Annotated in this window: 29 protein-coding genes; 24 read left to right on the forward strand and 5 right to left on the reverse strand. The window is 43.2% G+C overall.

Annotated elements, in window-relative coordinates; genetic code table 11:
• The 9 genes from H1X92_RS00830 to H1X92_RS00870 all read left to right on the forward strand — a co-directional run.
• Nucleotides 1-799 (forward strand): anti-CBASS protein Acb1 family protein (locus tag H1X92_RS00830; protein WP_180558435.1); only part of this gene is annotated, 799 nt, incomplete at its 5' end.
• Nucleotides 756-1,634, forward strand: coding sequence for a phage head morphogenesis protein (locus H1X92_RS00835; RefSeq protein ID WP_180558436.1), 879 nt, complete (start codon nt 756-758; stop codon nt 1,632-1,634). The genes H1X92_RS00830 and H1X92_RS00835, both read left to right, overlap by 44 nt.
• Nucleotides 1,621-2,808 (forward strand): DUF2213 domain-containing protein, encoded by a 1,188-nt coding sequence (locus tag H1X92_RS00840; RefSeq protein WP_180558437.1) that lies wholly within the window; start codon nt 1,621-1,623, stop codon nt 2,806-2,808. The genes H1X92_RS00835 and H1X92_RS00840 overlap by 14 nt, the downstream gene beginning before the upstream one ends.
• Nucleotides 2,808-3,287, forward strand: coding sequence for a structural cement protein Gp24 (locus tag H1X92_RS00845; protein ID WP_180558438.1), 480 nt, complete (start codon nt 2,808-2,810; stop codon nt 3,285-3,287). The genes H1X92_RS00840 and H1X92_RS00845 overlap by 1 nt, the downstream gene beginning before the upstream one ends.
• Before the next feature lie 3 nt (nt 3,288-3,290).
• Nucleotides 3,291-4,259, forward strand: a complete 969-nt coding sequence (locus tag H1X92_RS00850; RefSeq protein WP_180558439.1) for a major capsid family protein — start codon at nt 3,291-3,293, stop codon at nt 4,257-4,259.
• Nucleotides 4,260-4,361: 102 nt separating this feature from the next.
• Nucleotides 4,362-4,661, forward strand: coding sequence for a hypothetical protein (locus H1X92_RS00855; protein ID WP_180558434.1), 300 nt, complete (start codon nt 4,362-4,364; stop codon nt 4,659-4,661).
• 35 nt (nt 4,662-4,696) lie between these two features.
• Nucleotides 4,697-5,083, forward strand: a complete 387-nt coding sequence (locus H1X92_RS00860) for a DUF4054 domain-containing protein (RefSeq protein WP_180558440.1) — start codon at nt 4,697-4,699, stop codon at nt 5,081-5,083.
• Nucleotides 5,083-5,553: a hypothetical protein gene (locus H1X92_RS00865; protein WP_180558441.1), complete on the forward strand. Its 471-nt coding sequence runs from the start codon at nt 5,083-5,085 to the stop codon at nt 5,551-5,553. The genes H1X92_RS00860 and H1X92_RS00865 overlap by 1 nt, the downstream gene beginning before the upstream one ends.
• Before the next feature lie 11 nt (nt 5,554-5,564).
• On the forward strand, nt 5,565-5,933 hold the full coding sequence (locus H1X92_RS00870) for a hypothetical protein (protein ID WP_180558442.1): 369 nt from the start codon (nt 5,565-5,567) through the stop codon (nt 5,931-5,933).
• Here the strand turns inward: H1X92_RS00870 and H1X92_RS00875 are convergent.
• Nucleotides 5,887-6,162, reverse strand: coding sequence for an XRE family transcriptional regulator (locus H1X92_RS00875; protein WP_135678450.1), 276 nt, complete (start codon nt 6,160-6,162; stop codon nt 5,887-5,889). The two genes, H1X92_RS00870 and H1X92_RS00875, sit on opposite strands and share 47 nt — an antisense overlap.
• A 28-nt stretch (nt 6,163-6,190) precedes the next feature.
• A complete protein-coding gene (locus tag H1X92_RS00880; protein WP_135678451.1) occupies nt 6,191-6,373 on the reverse strand; it encodes a hypothetical protein in 183 nt (60 codons plus the stop codon).
• 73 nt (nt 6,374-6,446) lie between these two features.
• Between H1X92_RS00880 and H1X92_RS00885 the strand changes: the two genes are divergently transcribed.
• The 15 genes from H1X92_RS00885 (at nt 6,447) to H1X92_RS00950 (ending at nt 17,824) form a co-directional block, all read left to right on the forward strand.
• Nucleotides 6,447-6,986, forward strand: a complete 540-nt coding sequence (locus H1X92_RS00885) for a phage neck terminator protein (protein ID WP_180558443.1) — start codon at nt 6,447-6,449, stop codon at nt 6,984-6,986.
• Nucleotides 6,976-8,505: a DUF3383 family protein gene (locus tag H1X92_RS00890; RefSeq protein ID WP_180558444.1), complete on the forward strand. Its 1,530-nt coding sequence runs from the start codon at nt 6,976-6,978 to the stop codon at nt 8,503-8,505. Before H1X92_RS00885 ends, H1X92_RS00890 begins: the two co-directional genes overlap by 11 nt.
• Nucleotides 8,506-8,514: 9 nt before the next feature.
• Entirely contained in the window at nt 8,515-8,946 is a 432-nt protein-coding gene (locus tag H1X92_RS00895) for a hypothetical protein (RefSeq protein ID WP_180558445.1), read from the forward strand.
• A gap of 12 nt (nt 8,947-8,958) precedes the next feature.
• Nucleotides 8,959-9,324: a hypothetical protein gene (locus tag H1X92_RS00900; protein WP_180558446.1), complete on the forward strand. Its 366-nt coding sequence runs from the start codon at nt 8,959-8,961 to the stop codon at nt 9,322-9,324.
• A gap of 107 nt (nt 9,325-9,431) precedes the next feature.
• Nucleotides 9,432-9,554 carry a hypothetical protein gene (locus H1X92_RS16015; protein ID WP_255498970.1) on the forward strand — a complete coding sequence of 41 codons (123 nt, stop codon included), beginning with the start codon at nt 9,432-9,434 and terminating at the stop codon, nt 9,552-9,554.
• A gap of 3 nt (nt 9,555-9,557) precedes the next feature.
• Nucleotides 9,558-11,552 (forward strand): hypothetical protein, encoded by a 1,995-nt coding sequence (locus tag H1X92_RS00905; protein ID WP_180558447.1) that lies wholly within the window; start codon nt 9,558-9,560, stop codon nt 11,550-11,552.
• Complete coding sequence (locus H1X92_RS00910; RefSeq protein WP_180558448.1) at nt 11,549-12,337, forward strand: phage baseplate protein; 789 nt, start codon at nt 11,549-11,551, stop codon at nt 12,335-12,337. Before H1X92_RS00905 ends, H1X92_RS00910 begins: the two co-directional genes overlap by 4 nt.
• A 1-nt stretch (nt 12,338) precedes the next feature.
• Entirely contained in the window at nt 12,339-12,662 is a 324-nt protein-coding gene (locus H1X92_RS00915) for a hypothetical protein (protein ID WP_180558449.1), read from the forward strand.
• A complete protein-coding gene (locus tag H1X92_RS00920) occupies nt 12,659-13,516 on the forward strand; it encodes a baseplate hub protein (RefSeq protein WP_180558450.1) in 858 nt (285 codons plus the stop codon). Before H1X92_RS00915 ends, H1X92_RS00920 begins: the two co-directional genes overlap by 4 nt.
• Nucleotides 13,513-14,115, forward strand: coding sequence for a Gp138 family membrane-puncturing spike protein (locus tag H1X92_RS00925; RefSeq protein ID WP_180558451.1), 603 nt, complete (start codon nt 13,513-13,515; stop codon nt 14,113-14,115). The genes H1X92_RS00920 and H1X92_RS00925 overlap by 4 nt, the downstream gene beginning before the upstream one ends.
• Nucleotides 14,090-14,485 (forward strand): hypothetical protein, encoded by a 396-nt coding sequence (locus H1X92_RS00930; RefSeq protein WP_180558452.1) that lies wholly within the window; start codon nt 14,090-14,092, stop codon nt 14,483-14,485. The genes H1X92_RS00925 and H1X92_RS00930 overlap by 26 nt, the downstream gene beginning before the upstream one ends.
• The gene (locus tag H1X92_RS00935) at nt 14,482-15,393 is read left to right on the forward strand and encodes a hypothetical protein (RefSeq protein ID WP_180558453.1); all 912 of its coding nucleotides are present in this window, start codon (nt 14,482-14,484) and stop codon (nt 15,391-15,393) included. The genes H1X92_RS00930 and H1X92_RS00935 overlap by 4 nt, the downstream gene beginning before the upstream one ends.
• On the forward strand, nt 15,390-16,133 hold the full coding sequence (locus H1X92_RS00940) for a DUF2612 domain-containing protein (RefSeq protein WP_180558454.1): 744 nt from the start codon (nt 15,390-15,392) through the stop codon (nt 16,131-16,133). Before H1X92_RS00935 ends, H1X92_RS00940 begins: the two co-directional genes overlap by 4 nt.
• A 140-nt stretch (nt 16,134-16,273) precedes the next feature.
• Nucleotides 16,274-17,257: a phage baseplate protein gene (locus H1X92_RS15675; RefSeq protein WP_233458105.1), complete on the forward strand. Its 984-nt coding sequence runs from the start codon at nt 16,274-16,276 to the stop codon at nt 17,255-17,257.
• A gap of 9 nt (nt 17,258-17,266) precedes the next feature.
• A complete protein-coding gene (locus tag H1X92_RS00950) occupies nt 17,267-17,824 on the forward strand; it encodes a tail fiber assembly protein (protein WP_180558455.1) in 558 nt (185 codons plus the stop codon).
• A 5-nt stretch (nt 17,825-17,829) separates the two neighbouring features.
• On the opposite strand, the gene rfaL is transcribed toward H1X92_RS00950, so the two are convergent.
• Genes rfaL through H1X92_RS00965 form a run of 3 tightly spaced genes read right to left on the reverse strand, consistent with a single transcriptional unit; the run spans nt 17,830 to nt 20,932 of the window.
• Nucleotides 17,830-19,026, reverse strand: coding sequence for an O-antigen ligase RfaL (gene rfaL, locus H1X92_RS00955; protein WP_180558456.1), 1,197 nt, complete (start codon nt 19,024-19,026; stop codon nt 17,830-17,832).
• Nucleotides 19,023-20,033 (reverse strand): glycosyltransferase, encoded by a 1,011-nt coding sequence (locus tag H1X92_RS00960; protein ID WP_180558457.1) that lies wholly within the window; start codon nt 20,031-20,033, stop codon nt 19,023-19,025. Before H1X92_RS00960 ends, rfaL begins: the two co-directional genes overlap by 4 nt.
• 41 nt (nt 20,034-20,074) lie before the next feature.
• The gene (locus H1X92_RS00965; protein WP_180558458.1) at nt 20,075-20,932 is read right to left on the reverse strand and encodes a recombinase RecT; all 858 of its coding nucleotides are present in this window, start codon (nt 20,930-20,932) and stop codon (nt 20,075-20,077) included.
• Nucleotides 20,933-21,004 lie beyond the last annotated feature (72 nt).

A 21,004-nucleotide genomic window follows, 5' to 3' on the forward strand; every position in this document is an offset into this window, starting at 1 on the left:
TTGTTTGACAGTCGTTAATCAAATTACCAATAGCACCGTTAGAGCGAATGAAAAAGCCAATGATGGTAAAAGCGATATTTTGGCGTTTATCGCTGATTTGCTTGGTTACCTGTACGTAAATGATGAAGTGCTCGGCATGTTGCGTGAGATGAAGTCCGATATTTTCTTGCTGAAAGATTTGAACACGGGGATCACCAACGGAAGAGGCAAAGAAATTATCGACTGGCTGCAATTGGTATTGCAAGCCAAGAAAAGACACAACGTGTTGATGCTGGATGCAGACAGCCAGTATGAGCAAAAAGAGTTGTCGCTGGCAAATGTTTCAGACATCTGGACAAAAGCGCAAGACCGATTGGCGATTGCGATGGACAGACCGAAAACGATTTTGTTTGGCGATGGGGCAGCCGGATTTTCCACCGGACAGGAAGATTTGCAATCTTACTACGACACCATTTTTGAAATCCAAGAATCCCGTTTGCGCCCGATTATTAACTTCTTTGACAAATTCATTTGTGCCAAGCATGGCATTAGCGAAACGGAAGTCGCCTTTGAATTTGTCCAGATCAAAACGGAAAACAAAGCCGAGTCTGCCACCAATCTGAATACCGTAACCACGGCATTAATGCTATTGCTGGAACACGGCGTGATTGAGCCACAAGACGCGCTCAATGAGTTAAACCGTCGTGAACTGGTTGACGTGAAAAACGTACCGGAAGTGACGATGATGGCAAACCTACTTAGTGAGGAGGATGACCGTGAATTTACCACCCAAAAGCAAATTAACGGGGAGGGAGTGTAAGCCGATTAATCCGAGTAAGCGCGCAGAAGTTTATTATGCTTCCTCGGTTAAACATCTTATTTCACTTTTTAAGCTCGTGGTTAAGCAAGAAATTAGCAGGGAAAATCAGCAAAGAAACTTTGGCGATGCCAGCCCCAATTCTATCCAAAAACGCTTCCAAACCTTTAACCGCATTGTTGACCGTTTTTTAACGATTGACATCAGCGCATTTGCAACACGGGTCGCGCGTAATTTTGCCAACATTACTAATGCGGATAACAAAAAACGGTTAAGCCGTGAATTTGAGTCTGTGATTGCAATTAACCCCGCAGCGGTGTTGGACAGCAAACAAACGCAGGATTTCTTTAACGGCATGATTGGCGAAAACGTCCAGTTGATTAAGGGATTGCATACCGAATCATTAAGCCATGTGCAAAAAATTGTGCAATCGATGATAGGGGGTGGCAAAACGTTGCGCGAGGCAGGAAAGGAGATAACGGCAGCGTTGAATATTCAGCAAAACCGAGGAATGCGAATTGCGATTGACCAAAACCGGAAAGCGATGGGTGATTTAACCAATCTTCGAATGCAAAAGCTAGGGATTAAGTTGTATCGCTGGTCAGCGGTGATGGATAAAAGAAAAAACGGCGGAACCCGTCCCTCTCATGCAGCGATGAATAATCGCATTTGCCGATTTGATGACCCAAGCGTGTATTTCAACGATAAAACCAAGCAGTGGGAAAAACGAAAACGGATTGGGGGCGTGGAGCTTCACCCTTCGCAAGATTTTAATTGTCGCTGTGTCAGCAAAGTAATTTTACAAAGCATAGAAGGATTGAACGATGAACGGCAATGACAACCGATTGCCTATTGATATTAAGGGCGCACAGCAATTGGAAACGGGTTATCGCATCCCGAGCAAAATTGCCAAAGTGGGGATACAGGAATTTGAAGGCAAAGAACTCTCCAGTCATGTACCTAATTTGATCCCCACCCAACGCTACAAGGTTGAAGTGTTACCCGAAGACCTTTTTGATGTGGAGACCATCGCCTCGTTTGAGGGAAAACCGCTTACCTTTTTTCACGCCCCCAATAACGAGGTGACCAGCAATAACTGGAAGGATACCGCTATTGGTCACGTACAGAATGTGAAGCAGGATGGCGATTATCTTTCAGCCGATGTTTTCCTTTATGACGCTGAGGCGATAGCTGCCATCAAAAATTATCAGATCAAAGAGCTCAGTTGTGGTTACAAGTCGTTTATCGAACCGACTGGCACCACAGGAGTAGATTTCAAGAAAACCCATATCAGAGGTGACCACGTGGCAATTGTTGACGTGGGACGCTCTGGGCATGATGTCAAACTAGGAGATAGCGCTGTGTCTATGAAAGCAAAACTCGCTGCCGTAAAAGGGCAGCACACGTTGGGGGATGAGGGCGAAACACCCGATACCCTCGATACTCTATTGATTCAGATGAGTGATTACATTCAGTTGCTCACCGAATCCGCCGATGAAGCAACAAAAGAAATTGGCGAGATATTAACGGGATTAATCGGGAAAGCGCAAAGTCTAAATGTGACAGCGTCACCTACCAGTGAGGTTAAGCAAGGCGATGATGACAGTGAAATCACCTCCGTGCCTGAAAATACAGAGGTTACCGATGAGAAATCGCTGATTGAGACACTTAAAAAGCAGCTTGAAGAACTGACCGAAAAACTCAAAGCACTGGAGGAAGAAAACGCCCGACTGAAAGCAGAAAAAGAGCTAGCGGAAACGGAAGCCGAAGCCAAGTCAACGTTTGGTGACGTGGCAATTGGACATGCCAGAACCGCACGGCAAATCAAAGAAAACGTGATTATCGCGAAAGGGCTGGTGACGCAGCTAGAAGCGCGGAAGCTCGGCGATTCTGCGATTAACGGCAAGTATGACTATCTCATCAATCGTCAGCGTGAACAGAATAAGCCACGATTAAATCTTGGCGATAGAAAACCCACCAAATCCGCATCACAACGCCTAGGAGGTCGCTAATGGCATCTGGATTCACAAACTGGGATTCCGATAAAGGAACCTTGCGCGCGGGCACAATCTATCGCGCCTCTAGCTCCAATGACAAAGTGTGGGGCGAAGAAAACAACACCACGACTGACCTTCCCTACGGGGTATTTGTGGCGGTGAACCCTGACGGCGGTATTAAGCCGATTTCGGCGGCAACTGATGTCATTCACGGCATTGTTGTACGGGATATTTACGGCGACAAAGCACCCCACAATAAGCAAGTCAATGTCGGGCATTTTTCCCACGGGGATTGCGTGGGTGTGGCCACCGCAAAAGACCAAATCTTCAAACGAGGCGATAAAGTTTATGTGGTCGCCACAGGTGATGATGTTGGCAAGGTATCGAAAACCGCAACAGGCAATATCGATTTAGGGTATTGGGTGGAAAATGTCAGCTCAGGCAGTCAATGCGTAGCAATCACGCTTGGCTTTATTCAAAAGGTAGGAGAATAACCGATGGCAATTGAAGAAGCCTATTTTGAAACGGTGTTGCAAGAAGCATTAACCGAACGTGACACGCAGCTACAGGAAAAACAGTTACCTGAAATCAATATCGGGGAGGCAATCCCAATCAACGAAGGACTGGATTTTGCCGATGAATACGTAGAATACGGTATTACCGAGGTGTTGGGCTCTGTCAAAGACGGCATTATTGGCAACAAAACCAACTCGCTGGTGACGATTGATAGCACCATTGAGATGTACAAAGCGCCTGTTTGCCAGTGGGCAAAAGCCGTTGTATGGACACAACAGGAGCTTGAAAAAATCAACAAAATCAATATTAATCTGCAAAGTAAAAAACAGGATGATTTGTACGCCAATGCCCTGTCAACACTGCAATATGCAGGTTACCTCGGACATCAACATGTGAAAGGACAGGAAGGATTGTTGACAGGCAGCAAAGTTCAGGTGATGAATGATGAATCCGGCAAATCACTGAAAGACATGACCGCCAATGAGTTTATCAAGCTGGTGCTGGATACTTACAACAAGGCGTGGGCAAACTCAGATTATCGGGTTCAACCAACGCACATAGCAATGGATGCCGCTGATTTCATGCTGGCAATGCAGAAGTTTGATAGCCAAAGCCCCATTGTTGGGACTGATTTACTGCCTGTTTCTGCGATGGACAGGATCATGGCTGCGTTGAGGAAGGCATCGGGTAATGACAGCTTTACGATTACCTTTGTGAAAGTTCCGGCAGGATATGCCAGAGAAATAACCAAAGGCAAAACCCGCTTGGCAATTTACACCTACGACGAAGAGTATGTCGAAATGAAAGTGCATATGCCGGAGTTGTTAGCCGTTCGCCAACGTGATTTGTTGACCTACGAGTGTGGTTATCGTTCTGCTTTTGGTGGGGCAATGTGGAAACAACCGCTATCTGCCGTTTATGCCGATTACAAAACCGCCCCAAAGTCATAGACGGTGGCTTCCCAAGCGGAACAACCTTGCCGTCTGATAATTACTTTCCGCAATCACCATCATGAGGGCAAGCCCCTCATTTTTATTTGAATCCTGGAGTCAATGATGAGCTACACAAAAACAAATTGGGAAAATTCACCGTCAACCAAAACCCCATTGAATGCGGAGAATCTGAACAATATTGAAGCGGGGGTATCTGCCCTTCACGAAGCACTGGACGCCGGAACACTTAAGGGCGAAAAAGGCGATCAAGGTGAAAAGGGAGATAAGGGCGAAAAAGGCACGAAAGGCGATACGGGGGTTGGTATCAAAAAAATTACCGCTTCAAAAGAAGGTAATGTTGTGACGTTGACGGTTGAGTTAACGGACGGCACAAAACAAACCCCTTCGTTTGAAGTATAATGTAGCGGATTTTATCCTCTTTTTTTGGGGGCGCCATGCAAGAAATGATAAAGAAATTTCGCTACCGTTTTGGCGAACAAACCTTTACCGCCGATGAAAATAAATTGCTGCTCTATTTAACCGATGCTGAAAATCGTATGGACAAAAAAGTGTGGGGAGCGATGTATGAACAAGGCTTGATGTACCTGACCGCTCATCTGCTTTTTTTGGCTGGATTTCATGAAAATAGTCCAACCAAGGATTCTCATTCAGCCGATCCGAATGCCCTGTTTGGTAGTCAAAGTGTGGGCGATGTCAGTGTCAGCGCCAATTTTTCAGGAACCGAGAATGACTGGTTTAAAACCTCCGCATTTGGTGAGCAATATTTGGCGTTGGAAAGTCGTATTAACAATTACGCGTTGGCAATTGGGATGAACTGGTAATGCTGAAATCAAAATTGCTTAAAAAAGCCAAAAAACAGTTTGCGGAACTTAACAAACTGAAAGTGAAAGTGGGCGTATTGGAAAATACCAGACCGTACAAAGATTCAGATATCAGTGTGGTTGAAGTCGCTACAATCCACGAATTTGGCACGGAGGAAATCCCGCCTCGCTCATTTTTGCGCGTACCGATTCGTGATCATCAAAAAGCCATCATTGAAAAAGCGGTAAAAGAAAAATACCGCTTATTTATTTCAGGTGAAATTAGCGCAAAGGAATTTCTGGCTTATATCGGCGAACTGGCGGTTGGTTGGTCAATTGAGGCGTTTGATACACAAGGTTTTGGGGCGTGGCCTTTGCATTCTGAAAGCACCAAAGCGCAGTTGAAAAGGAAAGGCGTCATCGAAGCAAGACTATTGCAAGATACAGGCGCACTCAAAAAATCGATAACCTATCAGGTGGTGAAAAAATGAGACTACCCAATATGGCAAGAACCATCCGCCGATTTTCGCAACCGTTAACCTTCATCACGGAAGTGATTACTACGAAAGATTTTAAGCCGGATTTTGCGGTGACACGAAAATCGATTGAAGGCGTAATCAGCAGTTTGCCGGATGAAGCGATTAACAAGGATAGTCTGGACTGGTCACTAACGTATTACACGGTGCATGTGCAGCCACAATATGCGGATCTGCTCGGTGTTTACTTGGAGTACAAAGGAAAAACATTCAAATCGATTAACCGCAAAGACTATAGCGACTATGGCTATGTACGCTATGTCTTTGAGGAAGTGAAGGATAGTGAGATCACTTGTCGTCTCTTGAAAGACTCGCCCCTAAACTCTGCATCTTAGTCAATATTTTATTAAGTTCATCTTCATTCAAAGCGAGTTGAGCAGCAACAAAAAATAAAATATGTTGATTCATTGTTCTTGGTTTTTCGCCACCCGTGTATTTACGCCACTGATTAGCACCGGATAGCCCACACAATTCAGCCATTTGATTTCCCGTAAAGCTCATCTTGTTTTTGAGTTTTTTTAAATCTTCTGTGGTTGGTGGCGTGTATTTTTTGATGATTCGCATAATGAAATGCCCTGTTAAGGGCATCCTTCTAAATAAATTTAATAATAATTGCGGTAATACCCGCCACAGCAGCAACTAAGCTGGCAGAAACTGCGATTGGATACCAAATAGTTTCTTTGTTTATTTTTGACGTTTCAGCCATTAGTTTACTAATTTCTGCTCTTATTTTTTCGATTTCGACATCGTGCAAGGCTTTTACTTTTTCACTCATATTTCCTCCTGTCAGGGATGTTAGCTGCGGGTTTCCGCTACCTGTAATTACATTACAGCGCCAAAGGGGCTATATGTCAATACAAAATACCAATTTACACCACAAAAACTACCAGCCACCGATCCAACGGCTGGCAATGGTGATTCGAGACACGCTAGAGGTTGCTGAAAATACAATATTTATCGGACGTGAAAATCTGGCGAATCAAGATTTTGATGCGCCTGTTATCAGTATTGAGCAATCTGGCAACAGTGAAGTCAAAGGCTTTAGCGAAACATACCGCCGAAACGTTGAAGTGATGGAATACAGCCAGCACGAGAAAATCCTTTTTGACGTGAATGTTTGGGGCAAGCAAGCCTTGCAACGGGCGCAAATTCTCTTGCGGTTACTTAGAACGCAAAAAGGCTTTGAGCAACAGTGGAAGCACACGATTAGCTTATCTGCGCCAATGGGTGTGCGTGATTTGCACTTTGCGACAGGTAGCCAGTATCGAGAGCGCGTGATGTTTTCGATTAACGCCTCTGTCGCGGATTATATCAACGTTTCAACACCCTCAATCAATCATCTTACTTTCCAACTTTCCAACGAAAAAGGTTTACAACATGAACAATAATCTTGGCATCGATATTGAAAATGTTGTCAATGTGCAGCTACTCAAAGAGCAACGAGGCGCAAATTACGACAACATCAACCACGTCATCATGATGACATCTGAAACGGGCGCGATTTTTGACGGTAAAACGATTCATGCCACCTACAAAAATATCGCAGGCGTGAAAGCCGATTTTGGCATTACCTCGAAAACCTACCAGATGGCGACTGCCTTTTTTGGCACGTCCCCTAATCCGATAGGCTCCGGTGGCAGTCTGATTATCGGACATTGGCGCAAAACTGATTTAACGCTGCCCCCAGTGGAATTTGACACACTGACAGGCTCAGAGATTGACAGCAACGCGTTACTTAAAACGCTGCGTCAAATTGAAGATGGCAGTATAACACTCGGTGAATTGACGCTTGAAAACCTGAACTTTGGTGATGCGGTCACGTTCTCTGATGTGATTAATATCCTCAATCAGGCATTGCCAGACGGCTACCCGTCTGCTGAAAATCAGCCCGACAACAACAATCTGCCTACCAACGGAAAGTCCACCTTTGCATACCTTGACAAGCGTTTGGTGGTATCAGGAAAAGGATTAGCTAACGCCAGCGAGGGGGGAACAGGTACGTTCATTGGGAATCTGCTAGGACTGGGTGATAGCGCTACCTTGACTAAAGCGACACCGTCTAAAACTTTGCCCGCCCAATCACCCGATGAGGCAATTGCCGATGTGGTGGCAGCATCTTCGGGTTGTGGGTATTGTTTTGTTGATGAGCTGACCAATGACCAGATTTTAAAGCTGGCAAGCTACAGTCAAGCCAACAAGATATTGGGCTATCAGGTGGTTTCACATCCTGACAATCTCACGACAAAAGGCTTGGCATGGCAAGTGAGCAAGAAAGGACAAGAATATTTTCGGCTGCTTTTTTCAAGGCGCAATCAAAAAGCCTTGGCGGTTTCCTATATGGCAAGGGTGCATGTTGTCGATTTCAGTGCTGAAAATAGTGCCATGACGATTCACTTAAAGGAGCTTGCCTGTGAGCCAGAAAGCTACAGCCAAACCGAGGTAGACAGTGCGTCATCCGTGGGTATCGATATTTACACTCTGATCAAAGACCGTCCGGTGGTGATGTGCTCAAATGCCAACGAGTTCGTCGATAATGTCTATAACCTGAAAGCGTATGTCAATCAGGTACAGGTTGATACCTTTAATTTAATGAAATCTACCGCCACCAAAATACCGCAAACGGAAAAAGGGGTGGAATTATTGGTTGATTGCATCAATCAGGTGGCAGCGAGATTTGTGAGAGCCAGCGTATTTGCTGCCGGAAAATGGACATCACCGGATACCTTCGGCGATGAAGAGCAATTTAAGCGTGCCATTGAGAGCAAAGGCTATTTCACCTATGCCAATCTACTCGCAGAGCAATCACAGGTGGACCGCATAAACCGCAAATCGCCCACTATTCAACAGGCGGTGAAAAATGCCGGAGCATTTCATCGGGCGGATATTATCATTAATTTCAATTACTAGGGGTAAAACATGGCGCAAATTTCCTATGATGTGGATGCAACAACCGTCATTCTTGGCGGTCGAGTCCTGAGTGATTTTATTGCAGGTACTACGGTGCAAATTACTTTCCCCAATCCCGATACTAGCCGTTTTAACGGCTCTGGAGGTTCGGTCAGCGTGGCAAAACGAACCGATGCCAAAGTTTCCGAGCTTGAATTTCATATTTTAAGGGGCAGTGCCGATGATGTCTGGTTATCCACGCTACAAGGCAGTGGTGAAGTGACGTTGCTCAATGCTTCGGTGAGCACGTTGTACAAGCTCGACGGCAAAGCCAAAACCGAAACTTTCACGTTTACAGGCGGCAGTATCACAGACCAGCCACAATTCACTTTTGCTAATACTGATCACAACGCAGAGATGACCTACAAACTGCAATTTCGGGATTTCACCCGCTCAATTTAACAGGAAAAAATTATGACAGAACAAGGATTAGGTAGCCTGACCGGGCTATCGCAGGATGATATTGTCGATATTACCAAAAACAAAACCTTTAAGGTGCAAGGTAACGAATTTCAGATTGGTAATTTCAATCACCATTTACGGTTAAAAGCGCTGGAAATTATCGAGGACTTGGGGCAATCAAAACGCATTGCCGCGACGCTCTCAAGTCATAGTGACGGCAATCTGAGACAGCTTTTCAACCAAATCACCCACGACGGCATGAGTATTAGCAAATTGCCGCACTTTTTTGACGAAAAACCTGAGCTTTTCATTCCCTTAACGTTAACGGTGTTACACCTCTACGCCGCCCCTTTTTTATCGGCATTAACGGCGAGCTGACCTTTACCCCGCGTTATCCCAATAGCTGGCGACAGTACGTCAGAAAATCCTCACTGAGTGAGCACGACAAACTGCTTTTTTCACTGGTGAAGGCGGGTTACGGCTCCGTGGGTGAGCTTCTGGCGTTGCGCGATGATGACATGTTCTTCTATCTGAAAACAGCCGAGCACGCCTTTATCACGGGGGCGATTGAGTGGAAACAGCACGACGAAGCGAAGCAAAAGAGGTGACGAATGAGTGAAGAAAAGCTAAGTCTGGATATTGGTGTGAATGCCAATGCGGGCGTGATTGATACGTTGATTACTGCGCTTAACGAATTATCCCGGCAATTAGGCGGTGTGACGGGGAAATTCACCACGGTGACCGCAAAAGTTGACCAACTTGGCATCGAGAGTGCCAGCACCGCAAAAGACGTTCAAAAAGCCTCTGACTCCGTCGATGAACTTGGCAAAGAGGCGAAAAAAACCGAAAGCAAACTCGGCAAGTTGGGTGAAAAACTCAGTGAGTTCAAAGGGATTATCACAGGGGCGTTTACTCTCACGGCGATTATGAGCGCAGGTGAGCAGATTAATAGCTTTAACAAAGCGGTTCGACAAACAGGCATTGACGCAAAAAGTTTTCAGGTGTTAAGAGAAGGCGCGCAAACGGTCGGTGTAAGTTTTGACGAATTGTCGGACGGGGTAAAAGAATTTCAACGTGCGATTAATAGTGACGGTGATACCGCAAGTCAAGTTTTTAAGAAACTCGGTATCGCCTTTAAAGATAGTAACGGCAAAATCAGGGATACCAGCGTCCTGTTGCGTGAAACGGGCAGCGCGTTAAACAACATACAGGACAAAGGCGCCAGAACGGCGCTTGCCGAGCAGGTTGGGCTTTCCTATGAAATGGTTGATGCCATCGGCAAAACTCGCGAAGAATGGACAGCGCTTGAGAAAAAAGTCGCGGAAGGGCGTGCATTAACCCAAGACGATTTAGAGCAGTCTGAAATTTTCCGGCGCACGTTCGCCAGTGTCTTACTGCAACTGCAACAGATTGCAGAAAAAGTCTTTGCCACGCTTGCGCCGATTTTCAATTTTGTGTTGAAGGGTTTGCAACCCGTGATTGGTTTTATCGCTAGCGTCGTGGGGGCATTTGCCAAATTAATCACTTTTCTCAACAAAACCACTGACGGCTTTTGGTTGCTGGTTCCGGCAGGATTGGCACTGGTGAAAGTGTTTCCGCTTATCACGGCAGGGATAAAGGCGATTGGCGCAGCGATCCTTGCTAATCCTGTTTTCTTTGGCGTTACCGTCGCTATTATCGCTATTATCGCCGCCCTTGAAGACCTGTACGTCTGGTTGAACGGCGGAAAAAGCGTGATTGGCGAATTCTTGGAAGGTTGGGGAATATTTCCCGATGATGTGCGAAAAATGATTGATACGGTCATCGGTTATTTTTCTGCCATGTGGGATCAAATCATCAAAGACTTCACCGATTTATCCAATTTCCTGACAGCGTTTTTCAGTGATGATTGGGACACGGTGATTGCCATGCTAAAACAGGCATTTGTGCAGTTTTTTGATGATTTGATTGCGATATTCACCCCACTGGATAACTGGTTTATTGAGAAATTTACCGAAGTCACCACGTGGTTTAAAAAAACCTTTAACGATGCCTGTGACGCGGTCACGCAGTTTTTTATTCAGATGTGGGAAGATATCAAAGCGCCGTTCGTCGCTGCGTGGAATTGGATTAAAGGGATTTTCACGAGCGGTACTGCTGAGACTACTGAGGAGATGACCGCCAGCTTACAAACTGTCGCTGAGATTCTCGAAACGATTTTTACGACACCGCTTGAAATCGTTAAAGCGCTTTTTTCCGGCAATTTTGGGGATATCGGTAACATCATCAGCGACAAATTTAAAAAAGTGGCGGACGGCGTGAAGAAGATCTTCACGGGTACGTGGAATGCCATCAAAAGTATTTTTAGCGATTCCGATAAAGAACTCGACAACGCCACCAAAAACGTGGAATTCGCCAATGATAGGCTGCAACAAGCCAGTCAAACGATTAATCACATTTCAACAAGCAGCCAAAAAGTGATCAGCAATTCGGCCTCACAGACCAACAACATCAATGTGAATGTGGCAGGTAGCAACAGGGCAATCGGTCAACAGATTGGCAGGGAGGTTAACAACCATATCCCGATACTGAGCCAAGACCAGCTGGTACGAGGAGGCGCATTTTGAGTTTTCTCTCTCAAGTGATTTCCAATCACATCTCCAATACGCCCACGCAAAAAATCGGCATCGCGGGATTTACTGCCTATGTCTGGACGGATAAAACCACGCAACGCAGTGCTACCGTCACCGATATTCCACTGGAAACGGGCGTTGTGATTGCCGATCACATTAACTCAAATCCTGTGCAAATTTCGATAGGCGGCGTGATTTCCGATGCGTTTTTACGTTTAGGGAGTGAAAATAATATCTTTGAGTCTTTCAATCGGCAAATTGGTTTTATTGATAGCTATGTGGGAAATCGGACACAGGCGGTCAGACAAAAAATCAATGACATGAACAGCAAAGCGCAGCAGATCCTGGATTTGAAAACGCAAGTCGAAAACACGGCGCAGGGAATTTATCACACGGTCACAGGCAGCAAATCGGGTAACGGCATTGCTCAACAGTTTGTCGATACGTTCACGGGCATTTTTGAGAATCGAGAGCTTATTAGCGTCGATATGGGCTATCAGGTGCTCGATAACATGGCACTGGAAAGTTTCGCTACCTCACAAAGCAATGAGGACAGCTTTTTGCTGTTCACCTTAACCCTGAAGCAAGTGCGTTTTGTCACCTTTGAACAAGTGAATATCACCCCTGTTGCCAACAAATCCGCTACAGGGATGAGCAAAACAGGGGCAGCGCAAATGAGTGGGGCGAAAAACAACGGGAGCCAAACACCATCCTCCGTCGCTTACGATGTCAAAGAAGGCGTCAAAGGCTTTTTTCAACGTTTTCTTGGTTGGAATTAACATGTATAAAATTGAAAACCTCTCCAGTGACCCTATCCAGACGCACACGCTGTTAACCGATATTGACGATATTGAGCTGACATTAACGTTTCATCCGAGTATTTCAGCGTGGAATATGGATATTACCTATAGGAATATCGAAATTAACGGGGTGGCGGTTTCGCTTAACGTACCGCTGCTACACGATAGCCGATTGCCGTTTACGATAGTGGCTATCGCCCGTGACAATCCGGATATTGAGCCGTCCTTGCTGGATGATTTTGCCAGTGGCAGGGTCAATCTCTATCTGCTGGTTGGTGAAGAAGAGAAGGAGGCCGTCTATTGAACCGTCAAACGCCGTTTTTTCGTGATTTCGAGTTGTTAATAGGTGAAGGGAAAAAGGCAATAAAGATAGTCCCGCCGTTTAAAATCGCCTTTTCCTTTTCGAAGGATTTGACCCGTGACCGCCCCAATATCGGGCAAATTTCGTTGTTTAACTTGTCGCCGTCGCGTCGTCATTCGCTGGCGGATTTCCAATACCGCAAGCAGCATATTGCCGCTCAACTTTCAGTAGGTTATCTGACCACGGGCTTGAAACTGCTGTTTTCCGGCTCTGTCACTAAAGTCACCTTATCAAAGCAAGGCACTGAGATTGTCACAACGCTGGAAATTGCCGATGGCGGTTTTGCTTTTCGCACAGCAACCATCAGTAAAGCCGTGAACTCAAAGTCTGATGCGGTCAATGCTGCTTTGAGTACCATGACAGGCGTCAAAAAAGGCAAAGTCACAACGCAATCACCGTTAAGTCGCCCAAAAATCATGACGGGTTTTGCGTTTGATGAATTACGCAAGCTCAAAGATGAGAAAGAGCAGCTCTACATCGACAACGGACAGCTGCATATTCTGAGACGAAACGAGGTGCAAAACGGGAAAGCGGAATTAATCAGTGTGAGTACTGGATTGATGGAAACGCCCACGCTTGACGATAAAAATGTGCTGACCTTTAAAAGCGTCCTGAATCCGAATGTATCCATTGGCTATCAGGTGGCGATAGATAGCAAAATTTCACCACATCTTAACGGGTTTTATCGCATTTGCGCGATTGACTACGCAGGGGAAAGTGACACAGGTGAGTGGGCGATGACGTGCCAATGCCAGCAGGAAAAAAACTACGTGGTGGTTAAGGAGAGTAAGGTGTGAATATCGAACTGATGAAAACCATTGCCAATCATATCAAATCTGAGATGGGCTGTGCCTTGATTGCCAAAGTGGTCAAGGTGAACGATACCACGGTGGATTGCCAGCCTGTCACGCTCAAGAACGTGGTGATTAACGATGAAATTCACGCTATTGCATTTCCGGTTTTTCCCGATGTGCCTGTCTCTTGGTCACAAGGGGGCGGAAGCTACACCGCTTATCCGGTCGCTGTGGGCGATTACTGCATTTTGCTCACCTTTGATAATTGCATTGATAATTGGTGGATAGGCAACGACAACGTGCGAGGAGCAGAAAATCGCTTGCATGACTATAGCGATTGTGTCGCCATTTTTGGACTTTGCAATCGTAACGGGGCATTTGCGATACCGAAGGTGGCGACAACCGCAGGTGACCATCTTTTTACCGACAATATCCACGTGAAGCTCAATGTCACCATTGACGGCAATCTTGAGGTGAAAGGCACTATTACCGCGCCACAAATCACCGCTCAACAATCGTTAACAGTGGGTAATATCGATGTTGGCAACCATACGCACGGAGGCGTAGAAACAGGCAATGGCAGCACCGGAAAACCCAAATAACCCGAAGGTGATTTTCGTGAAAACAGCAAAGTTAACCGAACACAACGATTGGCGATTTGGTCATTCGCTTGATGATTACCTGATTGACAGCGAGGCCATTCACCAGAATATCAAATCCCGTTTGCAGTGTTTTAAATCCGATTGGTGGCTAGATGTTGAATTTGGTTTGGACTGGCTGCAACTGCTCGGCTGTCGTGGTACGGGTGAAACCTTGCGCCGTGAAATCTACAAGGTGGCATTAGGCACGGAGGGCGTTGTTCGCGTCGATAAGCTCAATATTAAGGTTGCCGACTTCACCGCACACATTGAGATGGATTACACCGATGTCTTTAACCGGACACGTAACCTTAATCAGAAGGTCAGCCAGTGAATATCAAGTTAAATGAAAACGGCATCACCATTGCAACATTGCCTGAACTGATAGAAACCTTGATTGCTGAATTTAAAGCGATTTACGGCAGTGATATTAATCTTTCACAAGATACGCCTGACGGACAGCGAATCGCGATTTATAGCCGGATTGCCCATGAATGCTTGGTATTGGTCAAAAAGCTCTATCAGAACTTAAAGCCCGAACAGGCCGAAGGACTCCACCTTGATTATCTGGCCAGAATCAACGGGCTGTTACGCAAGGAAAACGAAAGCGACAGCGATTTGCGACGCAGACGGTTAAAAACCTTTGAGAATGCCAGCCAAAGCACAATAGGTGGAATTGCTGCCCGGTTGAATCTGGTCAAAGGTGTGACCGATGCGGTGGTGTACGAAAACAGCACGGGTGAAACTGACGCGCTAAATATTCCACCGCACGCTATTTGGGTGATTGTTGAAGGGGGTGAAAATCAGGCAATTGTGGATTGCATCGCTAGAAACAAAACAGGGGGAACCGGACTTAAAGGTACTATCACGGGAAAATACATTGACAAGATAGTGAGATCCGACGGCACTTTTTTTGAGGTGGTGCATGAATACCGATTTGACCGCCCTAAAATCACCGACATTTCAATTAAGCTCACCGCCACGCGTGAAAAAGCCAATGAGCCTGTGCCGATACAGGAGATCAAAAACGAACTGGTGAAATCCCTTTATCGCATTGGCGAAAATATCAAAGTGACTGCCCTTTACTGCATTTTGAACCGGATTGCACGCGCTTACTATGTTTCTGACCTGCAAATAGCAAAAGACGGCAACACGTGGACGAGTGCCATTTTAAAGGCTGATGTGGACGAGAAGTTCAACATCGTCAGTGACAACATCACGGTTAATGAGGTAGTCACGTGAGTCTCGAAGAAGAATATCAAAAACTGCTGATTAAACAGTATTACACCAAACCCAAGGCAAGGGCGGAGATTTCCGCCCTTTTTAATCTGTATGCGGATTGCTTTGATACCGTTGATGCCTTTCGGGAAGCGGTTAATCTCGAAAAAGCGCAAGGTGACCAGCTGGACATCATTGGCAGTTGGGTAGGAATTAGTCGCTTCCAGCCAAGCGGTGAGCGAAAAGGCTTTTTTGGCTTTGAAAATCACGCCAAAGCGTTGCCATTTGGTCAAAAGAGCGGAAAAAAACAAGGCGGCTTTCGCTCCAAATTTGCACAGGATTTTTTGCCACTGAAATTGCCCGATAAGCAATATCGCAGCCTGATTAAACTTAAAATCATCAAAAATACCGCCCTTGCCACTGCCACCCAAACAGGTGATGTGAGCCTGTCGTCACTGCAACAGGCTGTTAATTTTGTGATGGAGGGCGAAGGCTATTTGATTGACCGCCAGAATATGAGCCTCACCATCGTCATTACGCCAAGAGCCGATAGGGAGTGGCTGGAGTTTATCTTAAGACTTGATTTACTGCCTCGTCCTCAGGGTGTGCAGATTAACTATGTCACGCAAGAACCCAAAGGCACCTTTGGCTTTAAGGGGCATCAAAATGCCATTTCATGGTACAGCCGTTTTGATACCCACCCAGAATCAAGAATTGGCTATTTTGCCAAGAAAACGTTGTTAAATAACAGGAGAGAACTTTGAAAATCGATAGACCCAATATTGATATTCAACCGTTTGCAGGTGGCAGCAAAACGGAAGAGAGAACCGCGTTTGGTTCAAAAGAAATCACCGACAATCTGGAGAAAAATCTCAATGCCGATTTTGCGCGTGGATGGGGAATTGTGCCCGTGTCAGAATTACCCACCATGCAAGATTTTAATGCCGTGGGATTTACGATTAGCTCGCTTGTGACCCACCTCTACCAGAACGGCATTGCTGAATATGCCGAAAAGCAGATTTATAACAAAGGGGCAGTGTGTCTGTCTGATGGTAATATCTACCTGTCAAAAACAGAGAACAACGCCGGAAATCCAGTCACCGACACCACCCAATGGCAATCACTGAAAGACGCCATTTTGGGTGCAAATATCGTGCAGCAATTGGGCAATGCCACCGATAAAGTGATGAGCCAGAAATCGGTGACAGATGCATTAAATACCAAACAGGCAAAAGGGGATTACGCCACCAAAACGGAATTAAACCAAGGACTCAATACCAAGCTCAACAGTTCCGCTGTAAAACAAACAACGGGCAATTCGACAAGCGAGGTCATGAGCCAAAATGCAATCACTGACGCATTAAACAAAGCTACCTCAATTGATGGTATTTATCCTGTAGGGATTGTGCTGTGGTTTGCACAAAACAAAAATCCCAATACCTTGTTCCCTAATACGAAGTGGCAATACATTGGTGAAAATAAAACCATTCGGTTAGCGAAAGCAGATGGCTCTAATGTATTAACCACAGGTGGGTCTGACGCTATTAAGCTAACCGAAGCGCAATTACCTGCTCATGGGCACACTTTTTCAGCAACAACCAGTAACTATGATTATGGTACTAAAAATACCAATACAACAGGTAATCATTCACATAATTTTCAGGGAATAGTACCGGATAACTGGAAAGCTGCCGGACAAAGTGGTTATAGGAATCAATGGGAAGTTGGTACTAAAACAACCACCCAAGCCGGTAACCACTACCATACAGTTACTCTTGGTCCACATTCACATACTGTTTCAGGTACAACCGGAAAGCTGGGAAGCGGTTGCGAAATTAATATCACCAATGCTTTTGTTACGCTAATGGGCTGGTACAGAATCAGTTAAGGAATCAACATGTTCAGAATTTTTAAAGCTTATAATTACACGAGTGATACCTATGAGTTGATTGGTTCTTGCGATGCTTACACGGATGAGACGCATGACATATTGCCTTTTCATACCGAAAAAAAACCGATTGACAAAAAAGAAGGTTTCGCTGTTGTTTTTAATGAAAAAAATCAGGAATGGGAATATCAGGAAGATCATCGAGGCTTGGTTTTGTTTGATACGAAAAACCGTCAATCTGTCACCCTTGAAAAACTGGGGAAAGTGCCGAAGGACTTGACCCCCTTAGCCCCTAAAAGTGAATATGATATCTGGAATGGCGAAAAATGGGTCAAAGATATTGAAGCAGAAAATCTGGCAAAAAGACAGAGATTAGAAGACATTAAACAACAAAAACTGTTTGATGCAACTTTTGCTATTGGTCCTCTTCAGGATGCTGTTGATTTAGACATTGCGACTGAAGAGGAGAAAAAACGACTGATAGCCTGGAAAAAATATCGGGTATTTGTTAATCGCATAAATACATCAACAGTAGATAATATAGTTTGGCCTGTTATACCTAAATAATTTTATTAACTATTTTTATTTATAAGGCTAAAAGAAAAACCTAAAATTATAGCAATATTCATAATGTTTATATCTTCGAAAAGTCCCATTATTAATATATTACCAATGAATATTGCTAGTAAAACTTTGAATATATAATTGTCACTTTCTTTTTTTAAATTTGTTATTAACGTTTTTAAAATTTCAAATATGAAGTACAATAATGAAATTAAACCAATTATACCTGATGAAAACCAAATAGATAAAAAAACATTGTGTGGACCAATTGATTTTTTAAAGATCCATTCAGGATGGTGGATTGATTCCTTATTATAAATTTCATCATATATTCTACCTCCATACCCATAACCCTTTATAGGGTTCATTTTAATTAAATCCCAAGCGGCGCCTTGTGTGCCATTACCATATCTAGCACTTGAACTTGTCTGGGTTAATTTCGAAATTAAAAGATCTGATTTTAAGGTGTATTTTGACAAAAAAACACAGCAAGAAAATAATGTAATAATAGAAATTATTACAATGGGTTTTCTGTATAAAACGTACCAAAGTAAAATTACAAAAATAACAGCTAACCAAAAACCACGTTGCAACGTTGCAATTGCTAAAAAAAACAAGATTGGTATTGATAGAATTGAAAAGTAAATATATTTTCTATCTTTTAGATCAATTGAAAAAAGAAAAATAGGTATTAAAAACATCAAGCAATCACTAATTTTTCGGTGATTGAAAGTCGATAAAATTTTTATGTTTTCGATATATTCCTGATAATATTGCATTAGTTCTTTGAGTGTCAAAGTAAAAAACAAGAAACTGAAAGAAATAAAAAATAATCTCTCAATATTTTGCTTTGTTTTATTTTGGAGCAAAATTGGTATAGCAAAAATCACCAACAACATCTTTTCAAAAACATTTTTATAAATAAAATTGAGAGTTACATTAATATTATAACTAATCAATAATGTATAAAATATTGATAATATGAATACTAATAATGAAAAGAAAAGATAGTTATTAAATAGCTTTAATACATTATTTTTGGTTTTACAAATTAGATATAAAGCAGATATAAAAAGTAATATTGATATTGCGTGTTTATATCTTGTTATATCATCAAAAAAATAAGTATTAATATAGAGAAATATTATTAAATTAGTCCAATTATCCCTCAATGAGGAATTGCATGTTGATAATAGGCTTTTCATTTTTTTCTCGAAATTTTAGCTAAAATATACTTAATGTAAAAAACATAACTTTTTAGATATTTCTTTTGATATTTAAGATGTCTACTTTTTCTTGAAATTTCTTTATAAGATTTTGGCTTTAATAACTGATAACTACTCCATGGTGATTTTGATTTAGCCAATCTAAAAATTTCTGTTTCTATGTAATCAGTAGTCCAATCATGCCAAGGCTTAGATAAACCAACATAGTGAACTATTACCGATTGGTGATAAATAAAAAACTTATTTTTTGATTTTGTTCTTATTAACGCATCAATCGGAAAAAAAGTATTATACTTTACATCTATTAATTTTACATTTTTATTTAAACAAATATTTAACGCATCTTGATCTGGGTAATTTAGACTATTTTTTTCATTTAATTCTTTGAAAACTTTTTTTGTGATTTTACATTTGTTATATTTCATTAAATTAATATATAAAAATCCTGAATTAAAATACTTATTAGTATCTATTTTTAGTTTAGATTTATCTTTAGCTTCGCTATCATGAACAGCGTATAGAATTATATCATCCTCAAAATTCAATTTTTTTAAATCGACCATACTACCTTTACAAAAGGCATCAGAGTCTAAATATAAAACATTTTTTATTTTATTTTTCAGATAATCTACAATTATCAATCTAAAATAAATAGCATATGACCAGCAATGATTTGTGGGTAAATTATTCAATTCTTCACATTTTAGAAGATATATAGTTATTTTGGTGTTATATTGTTTGGCTAACTGTGAGAATAAACTTTCTTGTTCTCTATCAAAAAAATCAGTGAAAACATGAAAATGAAAATCCATATTATTGTTATGCATTAGTATCGAGGCGATTGAGACTCCAGTACCAAATAGAAAGTTTTTGTCTACCCCATATGCAATATTAAATACATCATCTGAATACTTTAATTCATCGTCAACTAAATTAATAACTTTAGTTACTAATTTAGCAGCTTCAAACTCATTTTCATTAATCATTATTCACCCTTAAGCAAAGAGCCCCATCAAGGGGGCATTTCTCAATGACTCGGACTAAATCGGGATTTCTTCCGTTCTTCCAGCACCGCGCCCGTCTCTTTCGCTTTTCTCTCGGCCTCAAAAAAACCGTGGACTATTTCACCGTCTGGAAATCGCCAAGCGTCGCCTGTGCCGTTTGCCAGTCTTGCCATCCAAACATCGGTATCTTTCTTGGCTGGAATTAACCGCTTTTTGCTAGTCTTAATCTTCTCACGGAGTTGTATTTTTTCGTCCTCAGACAACTCGGCGGACAATACTTTACAATGCTCAATGATTTCAGCAAGGCTTTTTTCGTCGGTGGCATCATCGAGGGCAATTAATGCGGCTTCCAGTTCTGGATGGGTTGCTAGTTGTACATCTATCACCGTTTCTGCTTTTTGACGCTGTTTTTCGTTTCGTTCGCGCAGAACATCCCTCAGCGATAGCCGTTTAAACGCAGCAGGAGCCATTCTAAGCGATTTTTCCGTTGAATTTGTATCTTCGTGTACCTCAAACATCGAAAATAGCTCAGAGGCGCAAGGAAGCCGTCTAGCGAGGCGATGAATCACTGTCTTGAGTGCCATTCTATCAAACCACTTCACCCACGGACTTGAGTCGTATTTTGCGCTTTGTACCGTATCCCGTATCTTTTCCACATCTGAACGACTCATCACTTCAACAACCAATTCACCACTATTGAGTTTTGCGAAGGCATAGACTTTCACCACCTCATCGCTATCAACGAACGCTGGACGGTGGGTTAAATGCTCGCCGTTCTCATCAATCACATATTCAAATTCATCTTGTGAATAGACAACCTTTGCAATGATATTGGCTACCTGACCGGATTGACGGGCACGTTTGATAACGCCGTCCACCATCTTAACCTCCAAAGGGTACTCCCACCGACATAAGGTGGGAGGGGAATTTGGTCGGGCTTGAAAAGCCCGAAG

This window comes from Arsenophonus endosymbiont of Apis mellifera (genome assembly GCF_903968575.1).
GTDB lineage: Bacteria > Pseudomonadota > Gammaproteobacteria > Enterobacterales > Enterobacteriaceae > Arsenophonus > Arsenophonus apicola.